The organism is Micromonospora sp. WMMC250, assembly GCF_027460215.1.
Taxonomy (GTDB): Bacteria; Actinomycetota; Actinomycetes; order Mycobacteriales; family Micromonosporaceae; genus Micromonospora; species Micromonospora taraxaci.
Map to the genome: position 1 here is coordinate 5,821,066 of NZ_JAPZBJ010000002.1, position 18,480 is coordinate 5,839,545.

Annotated in this window: 15 protein-coding genes; 9 read left to right on the forward strand and 6 right to left on the reverse strand. The window is 71.6% G+C overall.

What is annotated here, in order from left to right; all coding sequences use genetic code 11:
- Nucleotides 1-131: 131 nt before the first annotated feature.
- Nucleotides 132-1,754, forward strand: coding sequence for a molybdopterin-dependent oxidoreductase (locus O3438_RS26400; protein ID WP_269682360.1), 1,623 nt, complete (start codon nt 132-134; stop codon nt 1,752-1,754).
- A gap of 185 nt (nt 1,755-1,939) precedes the next feature.
- Here O3438_RS26400 and O3438_RS26405 read toward each other — a convergent pair whose 3' ends face one another.
- A complete protein-coding gene (locus O3438_RS26405; protein WP_269682361.1) occupies nt 1,940-2,521 on the reverse strand; it encodes a hypothetical protein in 582 nt (193 codons plus the stop codon).
- Nucleotides 2,522-3,160: 639 nt separating this feature from the next.
- Nucleotides 3,161-3,544: a WhiB family transcriptional regulator gene (locus O3438_RS26410; protein WP_088991383.1), complete on the reverse strand. Its 384-nt coding sequence runs from the start codon at nt 3,542-3,544 to the stop codon at nt 3,161-3,163.
- Between the two features lie 253 nt (nt 3,545-3,797).
- Here O3438_RS26410 and O3438_RS26415 point away from each other — a divergent pair, with 253 nt between their 5' ends.
- Nucleotides 3,798-4,616 carry a helix-turn-helix transcriptional regulator gene (locus O3438_RS26415; RefSeq protein ID WP_269682362.1) on the forward strand — a complete coding sequence of 273 codons (819 nt, stop codon included), beginning with the start codon at nt 3,798-3,800 and terminating at the stop codon, nt 4,614-4,616.
- Between the two features lie 56 nt (nt 4,617-4,672).
- Here the strand turns inward: O3438_RS26415 and O3438_RS26420 are convergent, their stop codons facing one another.
- Nucleotides 4,673-5,092: a DUF5319 domain-containing protein gene (locus O3438_RS26420; protein ID WP_269682363.1), complete on the reverse strand. Its 420-nt coding sequence runs from the start codon at nt 5,090-5,092 to the stop codon at nt 4,673-4,675.
- Between the two features lie 185 nt (nt 5,093-5,277).
- Here O3438_RS26420 and guaB point away from each other — a divergent pair, with 185 nt between their 5' ends.
- Both guaB and O3438_RS26430 read left to right on the forward strand, forming a co-directional pair.
- On the forward strand, nt 5,278-6,840 hold the full coding sequence (guaB, locus tag O3438_RS26425; protein ID WP_269682364.1) for an IMP dehydrogenase: 1,563 nt from the start codon (nt 5,278-5,280) through the stop codon (nt 6,838-6,840).
- A 30-nt stretch (nt 6,841-6,870) separates the two neighbouring features.
- Nucleotides 6,871-7,989 (forward strand): GuaB3 family IMP dehydrogenase-related protein, encoded by a 1,119-nt coding sequence (locus O3438_RS26430; protein WP_269682365.1) that lies wholly within the window; start codon nt 6,871-6,873, stop codon nt 7,987-7,989.
- Nucleotides 7,990-8,053: 64 nt separating this feature from the next.
- Here the strand turns inward: O3438_RS26430 and O3438_RS26435 are convergent, their stop codons facing one another.
- Nucleotides 8,054-9,166: a sugar phosphate isomerase/epimerase family protein gene (locus O3438_RS26435; RefSeq protein WP_269682366.1), complete on the reverse strand. Its 1,113-nt coding sequence runs from the start codon at nt 9,164-9,166 to the stop codon at nt 8,054-8,056.
- Nucleotides 9,167-9,351: 185 nt separating this feature from the next.
- On the opposite strand from O3438_RS26435, the gene O3438_RS26440 reads away from it, so the two are divergent.
- Nucleotides 9,352-10,773, forward strand: coding sequence for a M1 family metallopeptidase (locus O3438_RS26440; RefSeq protein WP_269682367.1), 1,422 nt, complete (start codon nt 9,352-9,354; stop codon nt 10,771-10,773).
- Between the two features lie 105 nt (nt 10,774-10,878).
- Complete coding sequence (locus O3438_RS26445; protein ID WP_269682368.1) at nt 10,879-12,336, forward strand: M1 family metallopeptidase; 1,458 nt, start codon at nt 10,879-10,881, stop codon at nt 12,334-12,336.
- 1 nt (nt 12,337) lies between these two features.
- Here O3438_RS26445 and O3438_RS26450 read toward each other — a convergent pair whose 3' ends face one another.
- A complete protein-coding gene (locus O3438_RS26450) occupies nt 12,338-13,456 on the reverse strand; it encodes an LCP family protein (protein WP_269682369.1) in 1,119 nt (372 codons plus the stop codon).
- A 145-nt stretch (nt 13,457-13,601) separates the two neighbouring features.
- Here O3438_RS26450 and O3438_RS26455 point away from each other — a divergent pair, with 145 nt between their 5' ends.
- Nucleotides 13,602-15,299 carry an FAD-dependent oxidoreductase gene (locus O3438_RS26455; RefSeq protein ID WP_269682370.1) on the forward strand — a complete coding sequence of 566 codons (1,698 nt, stop codon included), beginning with the start codon at nt 13,602-13,604 and terminating at the stop codon, nt 15,297-15,299.
- Between the two features lie 67 nt (nt 15,300-15,366).
- Nucleotides 15,367-16,923, forward strand: a complete 1,557-nt coding sequence (gene guaA, locus O3438_RS26460; RefSeq protein ID WP_269682371.1) for a glutamine-hydrolyzing GMP synthase — start codon at nt 15,367-15,369, stop codon at nt 16,921-16,923.
- Nucleotides 16,924-16,930: 7 nt separating this feature from the next.
- Here guaA and O3438_RS26465 read toward each other — a convergent pair whose 3' ends face one another.
- Complete coding sequence (locus tag O3438_RS26465; RefSeq protein ID WP_269682372.1) at nt 16,931-17,302, reverse strand: PspC domain-containing protein; 372 nt, start codon at nt 17,300-17,302, stop codon at nt 16,931-16,933.
- A gap of 143 nt (nt 17,303-17,445) precedes the next feature.
- Between O3438_RS26465 and O3438_RS26470 the strand changes: the two genes are divergently transcribed.
- The gene (locus tag O3438_RS26470; protein ID WP_269682373.1) at nt 17,446-18,396 is read left to right on the forward strand and encodes an NUDIX hydrolase; all 951 of its coding nucleotides are present in this window, start codon (nt 17,446-17,448) and stop codon (nt 18,394-18,396) included.
- The last annotated feature ends 84 nt before the right edge of the window (nt 18,397-18,480 follow it).

The window sequence follows — 18,480 nt, forward strand, 5'->3', positions numbered from 1 at the left end:
CGGTAGCGACATCTGTTCCGGGGCACACCGTCGTACGGCGGTGTGCCCCGGTCCGTTCTCGCGCTTGTCAGGTCATTACCGAACGCTGACGTTGTTGGCGACCGGGCGAGATGATCGCGCACACTGGGCCGATGAGCACCACGTCGCGGCGTTACGCCGCGCTGGCCGGAGTGACCGCCGCCGCCGTCGCGATCGGGATCGCCGAACCGGTGGCGGTGCTGACCGGTCCCCGGTCGGCGCCCCTGGTAGCGGTCGGCGGCGTGGTCGTGGACGCCGTCCCCGAGTCGCTGAAGCAACTGGCCATCGACGTCTTCGGCACCGCCGACAAGATCGCACTGCTGGTCGGCACGGGCCTGCTGCTGGCAGGGTTCGCCGCGCTGTTCGGTGTGCTGGCGGTCCGTCGGTTGGCGTTCGGCCTGGCCGGCATCGCCGCGTTCGGGGTCGTCGGCGTGGCCGCCGCGGTGACCCGCTCCGGTGCGGACGCCTTCGACGCGCTGCCGTCGCTGGTCGGCGCCGGCCTCGGCGCCCTGGTCCTATGGTTGTTCATCGACGGGCCGTTCGAACTGGACCCGTGGCCCTGGTCCCCACCCACCCCGACCGAGCCGCCCGCCGAGCCCGTGCCGGTGACACCCGCCGAGTCCGTGCCGGTGGCCCCCGTCGGTGCGGACGGCCCCGCCGACGTCGACCCCGAGTCCCGGCGGCGGTTCCTCACCGGCAGCGGGGTGCTGCTCGGCACCGCAGTGGTGGCCGGTCTCGGAGGGCGCTGGCTGTCCGGACGACGGGGCGTCTCCGCCGCCCGGGACGCGATCCGCCTACCCGCACCGGTCGCCCCCGCCCCGGCCGTGCCGGCCGGCGCGGACCTGTCGCTGGCGCAACTCGCGCCGTACGTCACCCCCAACCTCGGCTTCTACCGGATCGACACCGCGCTGGTGGTGCCGCAGGTCGACCCGGACACCTGGCGGCTGCGGATCCACGGCCGGGTCGGCACCGAGCGCACCTACACGTACGCCGACCTGCTGGCCCGGCCGCTGGTGGAGCGGTACGTAACGCTGGCGTGCGTCTCGAACGAGGTGGGCGGTGACCTGATCGGCAACGCCCGCTGGCTCGGCGTACCCATTCGGGAACTGCTCGACGAGGTGGACCCGGACGAGGACGCCGACCAGGTCGTCGGCCGGTCGGTCGACGGCTGGACCTGCGGCACCCCCACCGCCGCGCTGCGCGACGGGCGGGACGCCCTCCTGGCGGTCGGCATGAACGGCGAGCCGCTGCCGGTCGAGCACGGCTTCCCGGTCCGGATGGTGGTGCCCGGCCTCTACGGCTACGTGTCGGCGTGCAAGTGGGTGACCGAGCTGGAGCTGACCCGCTTCGCCGACTTCGACGCGTACTGGGTGCCGCGCGGCTGGTCCGCCCAGGGCCCGATCAAGACCCAGTCCCGGATCGACGCGCCCCGCCGACGCAACCGGTTGACCCCCGGCCCGATCACCGTGGCGGGGGTGGCGTGGGCGCAGCACCGGGGCATCCGCCGTGTCGAGGTACGCGTCGACGGTGGGCCCTGGCAGGAGGCGACACTGGCTCCGACAGTGTCGGTGGACACCTGGGTGCAGTGGTCGTGGAGTTGGAACGCCACGCCGGGCGAGCATCGCCTCCAGGTCCGGGCGACGGACGCGACCGGCGAGACCCAGACCGAGCGTACGCAGGGCGTGGCCCCGGACGGCGCGACCGGCTGGCACACGGTGACCGTCACCGTCCGCTGACCGCCACACTGGTGTTCGCCTGCCCACCCGAACCAGCGCCGGGCGTCCGCCCTCGTCGTGGTGGTCGGGCAGCCCGGTCCGGCCTGCGCCGGGCCGTCCGTCCGACCCGCGACATCTCGGTCTGGGCATGCCGCTGGCCGGCACCCCGGGGTGGGGTGCCGGCCAGCGGTCGGTGCTTGGTGGGGTCAGCTGTTCCAGTACTGGCCGACCAGGTCGGCGGCCTGCTGCTCCCACTGGGCGTACGCGTCGGGGTAGGCGGAGACCTGGACGGTCTGCGCGGCCTCGGTCAGCGGCATGTCCTGCCACCCGTCAACCTGACGCAGGCCCTTCAGGAACGCGGTCGTGGAGTAGGCCGGGTCGGTGATCTGCTCCGGCGTGCCCCAACCCGAGCTCGGCCGCTGCTGGAACAGGCCCAGCGAGTCGTGGTCGTTCATGTCGCCGAGGTGGCCGAGGTTCTCGAGCTTCGACTCCTGCAGGCTCGTCGCGATCGAGATCACCGCGGCGCGCTCGGGGAGGCCGGCCTTCTTCGTGGCGGCGATGATCGCCTTCACGTTGGCGGTCTGCTCGTCGTTCAGGTCGATGTGCGACTGGTCGCCCTGGGTGCCGTGCGGGATCAGCTTGGCGGCGTCCGGCTTGTCAGCCTGCACCGCTACCGCGACCGGCTTGGTGTCGACGACGTTGTGGGCGGCGATCGGGCCGGCGAACACACCACCGGCGAACGCCAGACCAGCAACGGACAGCACGCTCTTACGCATGATCGTGTTCATGGGGGAAGCTCCTTCGGGGGTAAGGACACCCGCACACGTGCCACGGGTGTGAGCACCTCGTCCGGCGCTGCAACAAAGGGGGAGGTTCTCGGCGCCTGCGGCTCAGGGGTGGCTCGCGGCGCGGTGTCGGCGATCGACGGGCGGGAGGCCCGTGACGCCGGGATCGGCTACCTGCCAGCCGGTGGCTCGCGGTGCCGGGTCACTGTGTAACGACCGGGGGCCGGGGCTGATTCCCGGGTCATGTCCCGGGCGCCCTCGGGAGGCGGCGCCGAGGGTGTAACGAACACCCGGTGGCCGGCATTCCAGCCCGGAGGACTCGGCCGGCGGGCCTGGTACTGCGATCGTCAGGGGATGTAACGACTCCGACCCGGCCATGATTCCGGCCCGCGGGTGCGGCCGGTCACGGGACGAAACCCCCTATCCGGCCCGGCCGGTCAACGTCGGGGCACGCCCGACCGGACACAACGCCCATCGCTCACGGGCCACACCGTGACGACGCGGGGGCGTACCGGACCGGACACGACGCCCATCGCTCGCGCCTCACTCTGTCACGAGGAGCGGCTCAAGTGCCCCCGGTTCGGAGACGCCGAAACGCGCCCCCGAACCGGGGGCGCGCTCCGTATGTCGGTTATGTGAGGGTCAGGCCACGTTGCGCTGGATCGGAATGGTCGACTTGTGCGGGTGGCCCAGCCGGGCCTCCAGCCGCGCGACGTCGACCCGGGCGTGGCGGCGGTCTGCCAGGTCCTCCCAGCCCACGGCGAGCAGGCGCAGGCGCTCCGACTCGCTGAAGCCGCCCCACACGCCGTACGGTTCGCGAACCGACAGAGCGTGCGCGGCGCACTCGGCCCGGACCGGGCAGGCGCGACACACCGACTTGGCGGCGGACTCGCGGCGCAGTCGGGAGGATCCCCGCTCGCCGTCGGGGTGGAAGAACTGGGCGCTGTCCCGCCCTCGGCAGGCACCGAGCCGCTGCCAGTCCCAGAGATCGACGATGGGTCCGGGCAGTCTACGTACGTTCGACATCAGCACCCCTCCTCCCGCGCGGCTCCGCGAGAATCCTTGTGGCCGGTGTCCGGGCGGCGGGCCGCGCAGGCGCACCGTTCCCGGCCTGGACCCCCCGGTACCCGGGCCGTCGTCACCTCACACGTGTGTGATCGAAAACGTCCCGCAAATTGCGGCTTTTGCCCCATCTGTCGGAAAAGTTCGAAGGATTGCCGGGAACCCCCTCCCCAGCCGACCCCGTCATGGTCTGCTCGTTGGCGGAGAGGAGACCACAGTGCGTAGCGTCCTTGTGTGCGTTCGGACACCACTCGCGGCCCAGCACCTTACTTCTGCTGCCGCGCGGCTGGGGTTGTCAGCAATCGTCCGTACCGCCGTCTCCGATCCTGAGGTGATGCTGCGGTTGGCCGAGCGACCGGCGGACGTGGTGTTGGCCGACACGGCCCTCACGCGGCCGGACAGTGCCGGCTTCGTTCGTCGGGTCCTGGCCCGTGCGCCGCAGGCCGCGGTGCTGTTGCTCGGCACCGAGGAGCCCGAGGCGGCGGCGGCCACCATCAGCGCCGGTGCCCGGGGCCTCATCCAGAACGTCGACCACGACCTGACCAGCGCGGTGGCCAAGGCCCTGCTGCTGCTCACCGCGCCCGGTCGGGCCTCCCGGCAGCGCATCACCGACCCGGCGCGCAACGCCGCGGCGGTGGGCGGTTCCGGTCGCTCCGGTCCGTCGCCGCGTGGCTCCGGCGAGCCCGGCTGGGCGGCCACGCCCGGCGACGGGGCGGCGGGAGTGCCGTCGGTACCGGTGCAGCGGGGTGACGACGAGGCTGAGTCCGCCACCGGTGAGTCGTCGACGGACCAGACCGATCCGTCCCGCCCCGCCCCGAACGCCCGCCCGAGCCGTGCGTCGATCGGCCTCACCGAGCGTGAGCTTCAGGTGCTGCTGGGCATGGCCGAGGGCAAGAGCAACGCGGAGATCGGCCGGGAGCTGTTCGTCTCGGAGGACACCGTCAAGACCCACGCCCGGCGGTTGTTCCGCAAGCTCGGCGCGCGGGACCGGGCGCACGCGGTGGCGGCGGGCTTCCGCGCCGGCCTGGTCGCCTGACCCGCCCGCCTCGCCCCGAGGGGCGACCGCCGTGAGGTACGCGACGGACGGCAGCGTTATTGCGCGGCGGTCGGGGTGCCCGGCTCGTCCTCGGTGCCCTCGGAGAGGGTGTCGTGCACGCCGTCGGCGTACCCCCGGGCGTAGTCCCAGGTCACGTAGTGATCCGGGTCGGGGTCGTAGGCGGGCTCGTGCACCCGGGGGCGACCCGAGTTGAGCAGGTGGCGCAGGTTGCCCCGGAGCAGGTCCCAGTCGAAGTAGTGCGGCTCTCGACAGTCCTCGCATTCGATCACCAGCCCGCGGACCCCGATCGGGGCCAGCAGGGCCTGGTAGATCTCCAGGTCGGCGAGGTCTTCCAGCACGTCCTGACGCTCGACGTCGGTCAGCGGATCAGGCGTCGCGTCATCGCCCGGGTCGTCCAGATCCGCCGTGGGATCGGCCGGGTCGCCGTTGAACGGGTCGATGGGCTCGTCGTGCACCCCTTCACCGTAGACCCAACGCGGCGCGGACGTCCGCCCCCCGGCCGCGCGCCGGGCCGGGCCGCCACGGACGGGTCGCCCAGCTCACTGGGTACGATGAGGCGACGTGCCGGCACCGTGGCGCGCTCCGGTGCCCGCCCGCGCCACCTCGCTGAAGCCCATCCGAGCAGCTCAGGGGAGCAATCGTGGAAAATTCGCCCAGCACCGATCTTCCGGCCGGCGTCGAGCACGCCGACCTGGGCGGCCACCTGCCCGAGCTGCCGGCCGGCTCCGCCCGGGTGGTTCCGCTCGGCCTCACCTTCGACGACGTGCTGTTGCAGCCGGGCGAGTCGGACGTGGTGCCCAGCCGGGTCAACACCCGGACGAAGCTCACCCGCAACGTCGAGTTGTCGATTCCGCTGCTCTCCAGCGCGATGGACACGGTGACCGAGGCCCGGATGGCGATCGCCATGGCCCGCCAGGGCGGCATCGGCGTGTTGCACCGCAACCTGTCCCTGGAGGACCAGGCGCTCCAGGTCGACCTGGTCAAGCGCTCCGAGTCCGGCATGATCACCAACCCGGTGACGGCCAGCCCGGACGACACGCTGCGCGAGGTCGACGAGTTGTGCGGGCGTTACCGCATCTCCGGCGTGCCGGTGGTGGACGGCGACGGCCAGTTGGTGGGCATCGTCACCAACCGGGACATGCGTTTCGTCTCCGAGCCGAACACCCCGGTCCGCGAGATCATGACCCACACCCCGCTGATCACCGCCCGGGTGGGTGTCAGCAAGGACGACGCGCTGGCGCTGCTGCGTCAGCACAAGGTCGAGAAGCTGCCGATCGTCGACGACTCGGGTCGGCTGCGTGGCCTGATCACCGTCAAGGACTTCACCAAGAGCGAGCAGTACCCGGACGCCAGCAAGGACGACGCCGGTCGCCTCCGGGTGGCCGCCGCCATCGGCGTCGGCGAGGACGCCTACAAGCGGGCCCGTGCGCTCGTCGACGCGGGCGTCGACGTGCTGATCGTGGACACGGCGCACGGCCACCAGCGGGCCGTACTGGACATGGTCCGCAGGCTCAAGGCCGACGTCACCGTCGACATCATGGGCGGCAACGTGGCCACGTACGCCGGCGCGAAGGCGCTTGTCGACGCCGGCGCCGACGGCGTCAAGGTGGGCGTGGGGCCGGGCGCGATCTGCACCACCCGGATCGTCGCCGGGGTCGGCGTGCCGCAGGTGACCGCGATCATGGAGGCGGCCCGGGCCGCCCGTCCGGCCGGCGTGCCGGTGATCGGCGATGGCGGCATCCAATACTCCGGCGACATCGCCAAGGCCCTGGTGGCCGGCGCCGACACGGTGATGCTCGGCAGCCTGCTGGCCGGCTGCGAGGAGAGCCCCGGCGAGCTGATCTTCGTCAACGGCAAGCAGTACAAGACCTACCGCGGGATGGGGTCGCTCGGCGCGATGCAGTCCCGTGGCCAGGCCAAGTCGTACAGCAAGGACCGTTACTTCCAGCAGGACGTGCTCAGCGACGACAAGCTCGTCCCGGAGGGCGTCGAGGGCCAGGTTCCCTACCGGGGGCCGCTGTCCCGGGTGGCCCACCAGCTGGTCGGCGGGCTGCGGCTGGCCATGGGGTACGCCGGTGCGGAGAACATCCCCGATCTGCACCGCCGCGGCCAGCTCATCCGGATCACCGCGGCCGGTCTGAAGGAGAGCCACCCGCACGACATCCAGATGACCGTCGAGGCGCCCAACTACCACACCCGCTGACCCATCACCCCCAACCACCTGGAGTCCCCCATGCGTGACGTGGTCGAGATCGGGCTGGGCAAGACCGCGCAGCGCGGTTACCACCTGGACGACATCGCCATCGTGCCGAGCCGCCGCACCCGGGACGTCGACGACGTCTCCACCTCCTGGCAGCTCGACGCGTACCCGTTCGGTATTCCGTGCGTCGGCCACCCCTCCGACGCCACCATGAGCCCGGCCTCGGCGGTGCGGCTCGGTCAGCTCGGCGGCCTCGGCGTGCTCAACGTCGAGGGGCTCTGGACCCGCTACGAGAACCCGACGAAGGTGCTGGAGGAGCTGGCCGGCCTCGACGAGGACGCCCGCGCCACCAAGCGGCTCCAGGAGGTGTACGCCGAGCCGATCCGCCCGGACCTGATCGCCGAGCGGGTGCGTGAGCTGCGGGCCGGCGGCGGCACCGTTGCGGTGCGGGTGTCCCCGCAGCACACCCTGGCGCTGGCGCCGGTGATCCTGGACGCCGGGGTGGACATCCTGGTCATCCAGGGCACCATCGTCTCGGCCGAGCACGTGTCGACCACCGACGAGCCGTTGAACCTCAAGGAGTTCATCGCCGACCTGGATCTGCCGGTGATCGTCGGCGGTTGCACGGACTACAAGACGGCGCTGCACCTGATGCGTACCGGCGCGGCCGGTGTGATCGTGGGCATCGGTGGCGACGAGTGGTCGACCACCGAGTCGGTGCTGGGCATCCGGGTGCCGATGGCCACCGCGATCGCCGACGCGGCGGCTGCCCGTCGCGACTATCTCGACGAGACCGGTGGCCGGTACGTGCACCTGATCGCCGACGGTGACATGCAGACCTCGGGCGACATCGCCAAGGCGCTCGGGTGCGGCGCGGACGCGGTGATGCTCGGTGAGCCGCTGTCGCTCTGCGACGAGGCGCCCGCCGGTGGTGCCTGGTGGCACTCGGCGGCGAGCCACCCGTCGTTGCCGCGTGGCGCGTTCGAGGTTGCCGGTGAGCCGCTCGGGTCGATGGAGGAGCTGCTCTTCGGGCCGGCGGACGAGGCCGACGGTCAGCTCAACCTGTTCGGTGGGCTGCGTCGGGCGATGGCCAAGTGCGGGTACCGCGACCTGAAGGAGTTCCAGAAGGTCGGCCTGGTCCTCGACCGCTGACCCTCCCGATCGACGTGCGAAGGCCGGCCCGTACGGGCCGGCCTTCGTCGTGTTCAGCCTGGTGTCACTTCTCGACGTAGATGGTCAGGTCGGACATGTTGCGGTAGCTGCTCGCCGCGAAGTCGAGCGACTGGCCCTTGTTGTCGACGCCTCCGGGGGCGGTGTCCATCTCCCAGTTGGCGTGGTGGAAGTTGCGCTCGCCGATGGTCTGGAAGAACTGCTGGAAGTTGATGTCGCCGTCGCCGAGCGGGACCATCTGGTGGCCGTTGGGGACGCTGGTGTCCCGGTCGCCGTCCTTGGCGTGGAAGAGCGGGAACCGGGTGGTCCGGTCGGCGACGGTGAGGATCGGGTCGAACAGGTCCGTGACCTCCTGGCCGGCCGCGTTGACGTACTTCTGGTGCTTGTAGCGGGCCACGTAGGCCCAGTAGATGTCGAGCTCGAAGAAGACGTACCGCGGGTCGGTGATCTCGAAGAAGTATTCGAGTCGGCGGATGCCGGACGACCGGGTCTGCCGGCCCTGCGCGTCGCGCGGGCCACGGTCGATGAGGAAGCTGTACGCGGCGTCGTGGTTGTGCGTGTAGAGCCGCATGCCCCGGGCCTTGGCCTGCCGGCCCAGCTCGTTCCAGATGTCCGCGGCGGCGTCCCACTCGGCCTTGTACGCGCTGTTGGTCGGGTCGCTGCCGGTGCCGATGTTCTTCATGCCGAGTTCCTCGGCGATGTCCAGCTGCTGCTGGAAGGTGGACGGCTGGATCGTGGCGTGGGTGCCGTTGGCGACCAGGCCGTTGTCGTCCAGGATCTTGCGGATCTCGGCCGGGGTGATCTGGCGGCCGAGGATCTCGGTGCTCTGCGTGTACCCGGCGAACTCGATCTCCTTGTAGCCGATCTCGGCGAGTCGGGCGAGGACGCGCTCGAAGCCGTAGGGCACCCCGCTGTCGTCGGGCGCGGCGGTGATCCGGTCGCGGACGCTGTAGAGGATGATGCCGCGGTTGCGGGCCGGGATCAGCGGCTCGACCCGCAGCTTGCTCGCGTTGGGGTTGGCGAGTGCGGGGGTGCCGGTGGCGAGGACCGGCAGGCCGGCCGCGCCGATCGCGGCGGCGGCTCCGGCGGAGGCGGCGAGCAGGGACCGGCGGCTCAACCGGGGGGTGGGGGTGGCGTCGGGTGCGGTGTGGTCGGGCATGGTTCCACCTTTCGCGACGGTGGTCGGGACCAGACACTAACGTCGGTCTAAGTCGAAAGAAAGTGAAGATCGATCGTCACTTTCGTTTGTTCCAACGAAAGTGACTGATGATCGTCGATATTGACCGCGCGACCGGTGGCGCTGACTACGCTCGTCCTGACCGCGACGCCGCAGGAGGAGTGTGCATGGTCCGGACCCGACGGACACCTGCCGCCGGTCGGCTGACCGCCGCGGCGACCGCGCTGACCTGCGTGGTCGCGCTGCTCACCGCCGGCTGTACGGGCGACGGCGACGGTTTCCGGCCCGGTGCCGCCGATGCCGGCGATCCGTACGTGCCGGGGCACGGCAACGGCGGCTACGACGTCACGCACTACGGCCTCGACGTCCGCTACGACCCGCCAACCGACCGGCTGACCGGGCGGGCCGTCATCACCGCCACGGCCACCCAGGACCTGTCCCGGTTCAATCTGGACCTGGTCGGCCTGGACGTCGCCACGGTGCGGGTGGGCGACGCGCCGGCCGACCACCGTCGCGGCGACGGTGAGCTCGTGGTGACCCCACGCGACGGTCTCCCACGTGGCCGGCAGTTCACGGTGACCGTCGACTACGCGGGCGTGCCCACCGCCGTCGAGGACGGGTCGTTGGGCAGCGGCGGCTTCCTGCACACCGCCGACGGCGCTGTCGCGCTCGGGCAACCCGACTCGGCGGCCACCTGGTTCCCGGTCAACGACCACCCGTCGGACAAGGCCGGCTACGACCTCGCGGTGACCGTCCCGGACGGGCTGGCCGCACTGAGCAACGGGGTGCCCGGTCCGAAGAGCAGCGCCGACGGCTGGACCACCTGGCGATGGTCGGAGCGCACGCCGATGGCGAGCTACCTCAGCACCCTCGTGATCGGCGACTACCGGGTGGTGACCGGCACCCACGCCGGCCGGCCGATGGTCACGGCGGTGGCGGCGAGCCTGCCGGCGACCGGTGCCGCGGCCAGCTCACTGGCCCGCACCGGGGAGATCGTCGACTTCCTGGCCACCCGCTTCGGGCCGTACCCGTTCGACTCGTACGGCGGGATAGTGATCGCCGACGAGCGCATCGGTTACGCGCTGGAGACGCAGTCGCGTCCGGTCTACGGACCCGCCTTCTTCGCCGACGACCGGCCCAACCCGGGCGTCGTCGCGCACGAGCTGGCCCACCAGTGGTTCGGTGACAGCGTGTCGCTGACCAGGTGGGGCGACATCTGGCTCAACGAGGGCTTCGCCAGCTACGCCGAGTGGCTGTGGGAGGAGCACGACGGCGGCCGGACCGCCCAACGCAACTTCGAACTCCAGTACGCCAAGACCGACTGGTCGCAGCCGTCGGTGGAGCCGGGCCGGGAGCTGATGTTCGGCACCGCCGTCTACAAACGCGGGGCCCTCGCCGTGCACGCGCTGCGCCGGACCGTCGGTGACGACATGTTCTTCCGCATCCTGCGGACCTGGACCTCCGAGCGGGCGTCGGGCAACGCGACCACAGCGGACCTCGTGACGCTGGCCGAGCGGGTGGCGGGCCGGCAGCTGCGGCCGCTCTTCGACGCCTGGTTGGTGGGTGGGTCCGCCCCCACACTGCCGTGACGGAGCCGTGATCACCGGTCGATATGCTCCCGCCTGCGAGCAGCGGAAAGCCGCCGTCTCGTGCGGAGCGGCGTCGGCCGTCGCCGCCACACGGGGGAGGGTGGAATGCGGGTGACGCGGCACAGACTGCGGATGAGCGTCGCCCTGCTGGTGACCGGGGCACTCGCACTGTCCGGATGCGACTCGTCGTCGCCGGAGGCGGCGTCGTCGCCGAGCGCGTCCCCCACCCCGTCGCGGACGTTCACCGCCGGCGCGGAGGGGGTCGGCGACGCCTACTTCCCGAGCTACGGCAACGGCGGGTACGACGTCGGGCGGTACACGGTCAAGGTGCGCTACGACCCGGCGAAGGACCGGCTGACCGGTACGACCACGGTGCAGGGCACGGCCACCGCCGACCTGTCCTCGTTCAACCTCGACCTGGCCGGCCTGACCGTCACCGCGGTCACCGTGGACGGCGCGGCGGCGACCCACACGCGCCAGCGGAACGAACTGGTGATCACACCGGCCTCCGGCCTGATCAACGGCAACGGGTTCGTCGCCGAGGTCACCTACGAGGGCGTGCCGAAGCCGCTGAAGAACGAGATCCTCGGTGAGGGCGGTTTCCTGCACACCGCCGAGGGTGCCATCGCGCTGGGCCAGCCCGAGTCGGCCAGCACCTGGTTCCCGGTCAACGACCACCCCTCGGACAAGGCGGCGTACGACTTCGAGGTCACCGTCCCGGACGGCCTGACCGCCGTCAGCAACGGCGTTCCCGGTGGCAAGACCAGCGCGGACGGGTGGACCACCTGGAAGTGGTCGGAGAAGTCGCCGATGGCGAGTTACCTCAGCACGTTGGTGATCGGCAAGTTCCGGATCACCACCGGCGAACACAAGGGCCGTCCGGTGTACAACGCGGTCGCCACCAACGTGGCGAAGGGCGCAGCGGACACGTCGATCGCGCAGACCGTCAAGGTGGCCGACTACCTGGAGAGCGTCTTCGGGCCGTACCCGTTCGACGCGTACGGCGGTGTGGTGGTCTCGGACAGTCGGATCTCGTACGCCCTGGAGACGCAGAGCCGGCCGGTCTACTCCGCCGGGTTCTTCCGGCAGGGCGAGAACACCGAGGTGGTCGCCCACGAGCTGGCGCACCAGTGGTTCGGTGACAGCGTTGCGATCGGCAAATGGGAGGACATCTGGCTCAACGAGGGCTTCGCGACGTACGCCGAGTGGCTCTGGGCCGAGCACACCAAGGAATACACGGCCAAGCAGGCGTTCGACATCCGGTACACCGAGATGACCGCGCGGGTGTGGAAGACGCCGCCCGGCAAGCCGGGTGTGAAGCAGTTGTTCAGCGAGTCGGTCTACCAGCGCGGCGGCATGACCCTGCACGCCCTGCGGGTGGCAGTGGGCGACAAGGCGTTCTTCGAGATCGTCAAGACCTGGGCCGCGGAGAAGCGCAACGGCACCGCCACCACCGCCGAGTTCATCGCCCTCGCCGAACGCGTTTCCGGCAAGAAGCTGGGCCCGCTCTTCGACGCCTGGCTCTACGGCACGAAGAAGCCGGCCCTGCCCAAGCCCCTCTAGATCAGTTCTTGACCACCAGGGTGGGGTGGGCTGCCAGGTAGGCGTCGGCGCGACCGGCACGGAGTTCGGTGATGAAGTCACGGCCGACCTTGGTGAGCTGTTCGCCACGGTAGGCGCTGCCCTTGCCGACACCGGCACCGGGCAGGCCCACCAGCACGAACTTGTTCTCCGGCACCCCGCTGAGGGCGTACGCGATGTCGACGATCCGTCGCCCACCCACGTAGATCAGCGTGTCTCCCAGTGCGGCGACCACCTGGTCGACCCGCTCCGGTTGGCGGGCCAGGTTCTCGTCCAGGATCTTGCGGGTGAGTGCCTTGATCAGCTGCTGCTGGTGGCGCTGCCGGGCGTAGTCGCCGCCGGTGATGTAGCGCTGCCGCGCGTAGTCGAGCGCCTGCCAGCCGTTGAGGTGCTGCTCGCCCTTCTCGTAGACCTGCTGCGGCCCGGTGTAGCCGCCCGGCGCACTCTCCCGGTACTTGCCGTCCGGTCGGCGGTGCAGCGACTCGACCCGCTGGTCGACATAGATGTCGACCCCGCCGAGTGCGTTGACCAGCCGGTCGAACCCGTTGAAGGTGAGCACCGCGCCGGCGTCGATGCGCAGCCCCGTGTACCCGCTGACAGTGCTGCGCAGCAGCTCGTACCCCTGGGCGGTGTTCGGCTGCTTGGGTTTGCCCGGCACCCGGCTGCCGAAGCTCATCGCGTGGGTGAGCTTGGTCTTACCGCCCTTGTAGCCGGCCTTCGGGAACGCCGGGATGTCCACCAGCAGGTCGCGGGGGAGCGAGAAGAGGTACGCCTGACCCAACCCCTTCGGCACGTGCAGCACCAGTACGGCGTCCGAGTGCGGTTCCCACCCGGGCACGCTGACCCGGGTGTCCACGCCGACCAGCAGCAGGTTGAGCGGGCCGGTGATGTCCGCGCCCGGCGGTGGGCCGCTGGGGCTCGGGGTGGGCGTGCCGATCGGCGACGGGGTCGGCGAGCCGGCAACCGGGCCACCGCCCGGCTTGCTGTCACCGGTCAGCCGGGTGATCACCACCGCGCCGGCCGCGATCAGCGCGACAGCGGCGAGGGCGGCCAACCCCAGCAGCAGCCACCGTCGGCGCGGCGCCATCGACCCGAGGATCATCTTGGATTCCTTCCACCCGTCTGGTGAACAACGTTCCGACGGGTGCTCCGGGTTGCGGCCGGGAGGCGCCGGGTCGGTCGGCCGGAGCATGATCGCGCGAAAACTGCCGCTGGCGCGAGCGCTACTCGCGAGTAATGATGCGTCCATGCGGTACGACGTGCTCGTCATCGGGTCCGGCTTCGGCGGCGCCGTCACCGCGCTCCGGCTGGCCGAGAAGGGTTACTCGGTCGCCGTGCTGGAAGCCGGCCGGCGCTTCGCCGACGACGAGTTCCCGCAGACGTCCTGGCGGGCCCGCCGGTTCCTGTGGGCGCCGAGGCTGGGCTGCTACGGCATCCAGCGGCTCACCCTGCTCCGCCCGTCCCGCCGAGGTGCCGGCAGCGGGGTGCTGGTGCTCTCCGGCGCCGGGGTGGGCGGTGGTTCGCTGGTCTACGCGAACACCCTCTACGAACCGCTGCCCGCCTTTTACCTCGACCGGCAGTGGTGCGACATCACCGACTGGCGGGACGAGTTGGCCCGCCACTACGACCAGGCCAAACGCATGCTCGGCGTCACCACGTACCCGCTGGACACCGGCGCGGACCGCGCCATGCGGGCGGTGGCCGAGCGGATGGGGGTGGGTCACACCTTCCACGCCACCCCGGTCGGCGTGCACATCGGCCGCCCCGGCCAGCGGGTCGCCGACCCGTACTTCGGGGGTGCCGGCCCGGAGCGCACCGGCTGCCTGCACTGCGGCTCGTGCATGACCGGGTGCCGGCACGGCGCGAAGAACACGCTGGTCAAGAACTACCTGTGGCTCGCCGAACGGCTCGGGGTCACGGTGCTGCCGCTGACCACTGTGACCGCCGTCCGTCCGACCGCCGACGGCGGGTACGACGTGCACGCCGAACGCACCGGCGCGTGGCTGCGCAAGCGTCGGCAGGTCGTCCACGCCGACCAGGTGGTGTTCGCGGCCGGTGCGCTCGGCACCCAACGACTGCTGCACGACATGCGGGCCGACGACGTGCTGCCTCGGCTCTCACCCCGCCTCGGCGAGCTGACCCGGACCAACTCGGAGGCGATCCTGGGCGCCTCGGTGCCCCGCCGACGGGCCCGGTCCGAGCGGCTGGACTACACCGAGGGGGTGGCCATCACCAGCTCGTTCCACCCGGACCCGCAGACCCACGTCGAGCCGGTCCGTTACGGGCGTGGCTCCAACGCGATGGGCCTGCTCCAGTCGCTGCTGGTCGACGGGGGTCCACGCCGGGTGCGACGGTGGCTGGGCAGCATCGTGCGGCAACCCGGGCTGGCCGCCCGGATGCTGTCGGTCCGTGGCTGGTCGGAACGGACGGTGATCGCCCTGGTGATGCAGTCGGTGGACAACTCGCTGACCACCCGGTGGCGGCGCGGCGTGTTCGGCAGTCGACTGGTCACCGGCCCCGGCCACGGCACCCCCAACCCCACCTGGATCCCGGCCGGCAATGCCGCTACCCGACTGCTCGCCGAGGAGATCGGTGGCACTCCGGGCGGCTCGCTCACCGAGCCGTTCGACATCCCGATCACCGCGCACATCCTGGGCGGGGCGGTCATCGGGGCGACACCGGCCGACGGGGTGATCGACCCCTGGCACCGGGTGTACGGGCACCCCGGGCTGCACGTCGTCGACGGGGCGGCGGTCTCCGCCAACCTCGGCGTGAACCCGTCCCTGACGATCACCGCCCAGGCGGAACGGGCGATGTCCTTCTGGCCCAACAAGGGCGAGGAGGACCCACGCCCGCCGCTCGGATCCGCGTACCGTCGGCTGGCGTCCGTACCCCCGAACCAGCCGGCGGTGCCGGCGGACGCCCCGGGCGCGCTCCGTCAGTGAGCCCGGCCGACGCCGCAGGGCGAGCCGGTGCCGGGCGCGGCCGTGACTGTCGGTAGGCTTTGTGCACATGAGCCTGCCTCGCCCCGTCCTCGTGGTGGACTTCGGAGCCCAGTACGCCCAGCTCATCGCCCGCCGGGTCCGTGAGGCGAAGGTCTACTCCGAGATCGTGCCGCACTCGATGCCGATCGCCGAGATGCTGGCGAAGAACCCCGCCGCGATCATCCTCTCCGGTGGTCCGGCCAGCGTCTACGCGCCCGACGCGCCGCAGATCGACGCTGGCGTGTTCAGCGCCGACGTGCCGGTCTTCGGCATCTGCTACGGCTTCCAGGCGATGGCCCAGGCGCTCGGCGGCACCGTGGCGAAGACCGGCAACCGCGAGTACGGCGGCACGCCGCTGCGCCCCCGACTCCTCGATCCCGGTGTGCTGCTGCGCGACCTGCCCGCGGACCTGCCGGTGTGGATGAGCCACGGCGACGCCGTCACCGAGGCCCCCGAGGGCTTCACCGTCACCGCCGAGTCGGCGGGCGCGCCGGTGGCCGCGTTCGAGGACCTCGCCGGGCGGCGTGCCGGGGTGCAGTTCCACCCGGAGGTCGGGCACACCGCGCACGGCCAGGAGATGTTGACCCGTTTCCTCTACGACATCGCCGGCATCGAGCCGACCTGGACGCCCGAGAACATCATCGACGAGCAGGTTGCCCGGATCCGCGCCCAGGTCGGCGACAAGGAGGTCATCTGCGGCCTGTCCGGCGGGGTGGACTCGGCGGTCGCCGCGGCGCTCGTGCACAAGGCGGTCGGTGACCAGCTCACCTGCGTCTTCGTCGACCACGGTCTGCTGCGCGCCGGCGAGGCCGAGCAGGTGGAGAAGGACTACGTGGCCGCCACCGGCATCAAGCTGAAGGTGGTCGACGCCGCCGACCGGTTCCTCGGCGCGCTGGCCGGGGTGACCGACCCGGAGCAGAAGCGCAAGATCATCGGTCGGGAGTTCATCCGGGTCTTCGAGGCCGCCGCCCGCGAGATCGCCTCGCACGGCGACGTGGAGTTCCTCGTCCAGGGCACGCTCTACCCCGACGTCGTGGAGTCCGGCGGCGGCACCGGCACTGCCAACATCAAGAGCCACCACAACGTCGGCGGCCTGCCGGAGGACCTGAAGTTCGCCCTGGTCGAGCCGCTGCGCACGCTCTTCAAGGACGAGGTCCGGGCGCTCGGCCTGCAACTGGGCCTGCCCGAGGCGATGGTCTGGCGGCACCCGTTCCCGGGCCCCGGCCTGGCCATCCGGATCATCGGCGCCGTCGACCAGCAGCGCCTCGACCTGCTCCGCGAGGCCGACCTGATCGCCCGCGAGGAGCTGACCGCCGCCGGCCTGGACCGGGGCGTGTGGCAGTTCCCGGTGGTGCTGCTCGCCGACGTACGCAGCGTCGGTGTGCAGGGAGACGGGCGCAGCTACGGGCATCCCGTGGTGCTGCGCCCGGTCTCCAGCGAGGACGCGATGACTGCCGACTGGTCCCGACTGCCCTACGAGGTGGTGGCCCGGATCTCCACCCGGATCACCAACGAGGTCGCCGAGGTGAACCGGGTGGTCCTGGACGTGACCAGCAAGCCGCCGGGCACCATCGAGTGGGAGTGAGCGCCGGTCAGGCGGCCGGCGGCGGGTCCGACGGGGTCGTCGGCGGGTAGGGCGGCGTCGGGGCGTACCCCGGCTGCGGTCCGCCGGGCGCGGGCCCGGCGGTGGGCGGCGGGCCGGCCTGCGGCGCGACGACGCCCGCCGGGTGCGGCCAGGCCGGCGCGCCGGTGGGCTCCTCCGGCATCAGGAACCACATGATCGGGTACGCGAACAGCGCGAGCCCGCCGGTGAGCAGGCCGGTGACCGCGAAGGCCACCCGGACGAGTGTGGGGTCGACGGCGAAGTAGCGGCCGACGCCACTGGCGACCCCCGCGACCATGCGGTCGGTGGTGGGGCGTCGGAGCTGCTTGTACGGGGCGTGGGGAGCGGCGGTGGATGTCATACCACCACGGTCCGCGTTGCCGCTCGACCCGCCCTCGGTGACTGCCCGGATCCTTACCCTGACCGATCCCTGAGCGGGGTCCGACAGTCAGGAATCTGACTCTTTTCCGTTCCGGTAACCCGGCCCGGGGAGAATTTGCTCCCGTGACCACCATGCTCGAGCCGCTCCGCAGGATCGCGGCATACGCAGTTTGTGCTGATTCAAGAGGCCGAGTTCTGCTGGTCCGCGCATCGGAGCGCTCCGGCACCCCCGGCACGTGGTCGCTGCCCGGCGGGGCGGTCGACCACGGCGAGGACCCGAACCACACAGTCGTCCGCGAGACCGCCGCCGAGACCGGCCTGTCGGTCGCCGTCTCCGGCCTGGCCGACGTGCTCGCCGACATGCGGGCGCTGCCCGATCGGGGCATCACGATCCACACCGACCGGCTGATCTACCGGGTGGCGGTACGCGGCGGCACCCTGGCCGACCGGGCCGGCGAGCGCCCCACCGATCTGGCCCGCTGGTACACCCTCGACGAGGCGCGCAAGCTGCCGCTGCGCTCGTTCACCGCACGTGCCCTCGGGCTGCCCGCCTCCTCGGCCGACGTGGTGCCCGACGAGCCGCCGGAGTTCCCCTCGTTCTACGCGGTCCCCGGCCCGGACGGGCTGCACCGGGCGCAACGCTTCGCCGCGTACGCGGTCTGCACCGACCCGGCGGGGCGGGTGCTGCTCACCCGGGTCTCCGACGGCTACCCCGGCGCGGGCTGCTGGCACCTGCCCGGCGGCGGCACCGACTACGGCGAGCAGCCCGGCGCTGCCCTCATCCGGGAGTTGGTCGAGGAGACCGGGCAGACCGGCCGCCTGGTCGAGCTGCTCGGAGTAGCCAGCCACCGCGACGCCGCCTCGCTCGGCCCCGAGGGCTACCCGATCGACTGGCACGGCGTACGCGCCTTCTACCGCGTCGTCGTCGACAAGCCCAACCCGCTGACCGTGGCCGACGTCGGCGGTTCCACCTGCGAGGCGCGCTGGTTCGGCCGTGAGGAGCTGGGCGCCCTGCCCACCGACCGCCTCACCGAGGTGACCGCCGAAGCGGTCCAAGCGGCCCAACTGACCTGACCCTGCCCGCGACGTTGGTCGCGGCGCTGCGGCGGTGGCCGGCGCAAAACCCCTGATCAACTCGGTTCTCCGGAAAGGCGCGGT

Excerpts from the sequence above, each read along its gene's own strand:
- O3438_RS26430 (WP_269682365.1), top strand. The coding sequence starts at position 6,871 with ATGCGTGACGTGGTCGAGATCGGGCTGGGCAAGACCGCGCAGCGCGGT.
- guaA (WP_269682371.1), top strand. The coding sequence starts at position 15,367 with ATGAGCCTGCCTCGCCCCGTCCTCGTGGTGGACTTCGGAGCCCAGTAC.
- O3438_RS26400 (WP_269682360.1), top strand. The coding sequence starts at position 132 with ATGAGCACCACGTCGCGGCGTTACGCCGCGCTGGCCGGAGTGACCGCC.
- O3438_RS26455 (WP_269682370.1), top strand. The coding sequence starts at position 13,602 with ATGCGGTACGACGTGCTCGTCATCGGGTCCGGCTTCGGCGGCGCCGTC.
- O3438_RS26465 (WP_269682372.1), bottom strand. The coding sequence starts at position 17,302 with ATGACATCCACCGCCGCTCCCCACGCCCCGTACAAGCAGCTCCGACGC.
- O3438_RS26410 (WP_088991383.1), bottom strand. The coding sequence starts at position 3,544 with ATGTCGAACGTACGTAGACTGCCCGGACCCATCGTCGATCTCTGGGAC.
- O3438_RS26445 (WP_269682368.1), top strand. The coding sequence starts at position 10,879 with ATGCGGGTGACGCGGCACAGACTGCGGATGAGCGTCGCCCTGCTGGTG.
- O3438_RS26440 (WP_269682367.1), top strand. The coding sequence starts at position 9,352 with ATGGTCCGGACCCGACGGACACCTGCCGCCGGTCGGCTGACCGCCGCG.
- O3438_RS26450 (WP_269682369.1), bottom strand. The coding sequence starts at position 13,456 with ATGATCCTCGGGTCGATGGCGCCGCGCCGACGGTGGCTGCTGCTGGGG.
- O3438_RS26405 (WP_269682361.1), bottom strand. The coding sequence starts at position 2,521 with ATGAACACGATCATGCGTAAGAGCGTGCTGTCCGTTGCTGGTCTGGCG.
- O3438_RS26435 (WP_269682366.1), bottom strand. The coding sequence starts at position 9,166 with ATGCCCGACCACACCGCACCCGACGCCACCCCCACCCCCCGGTTGAGC.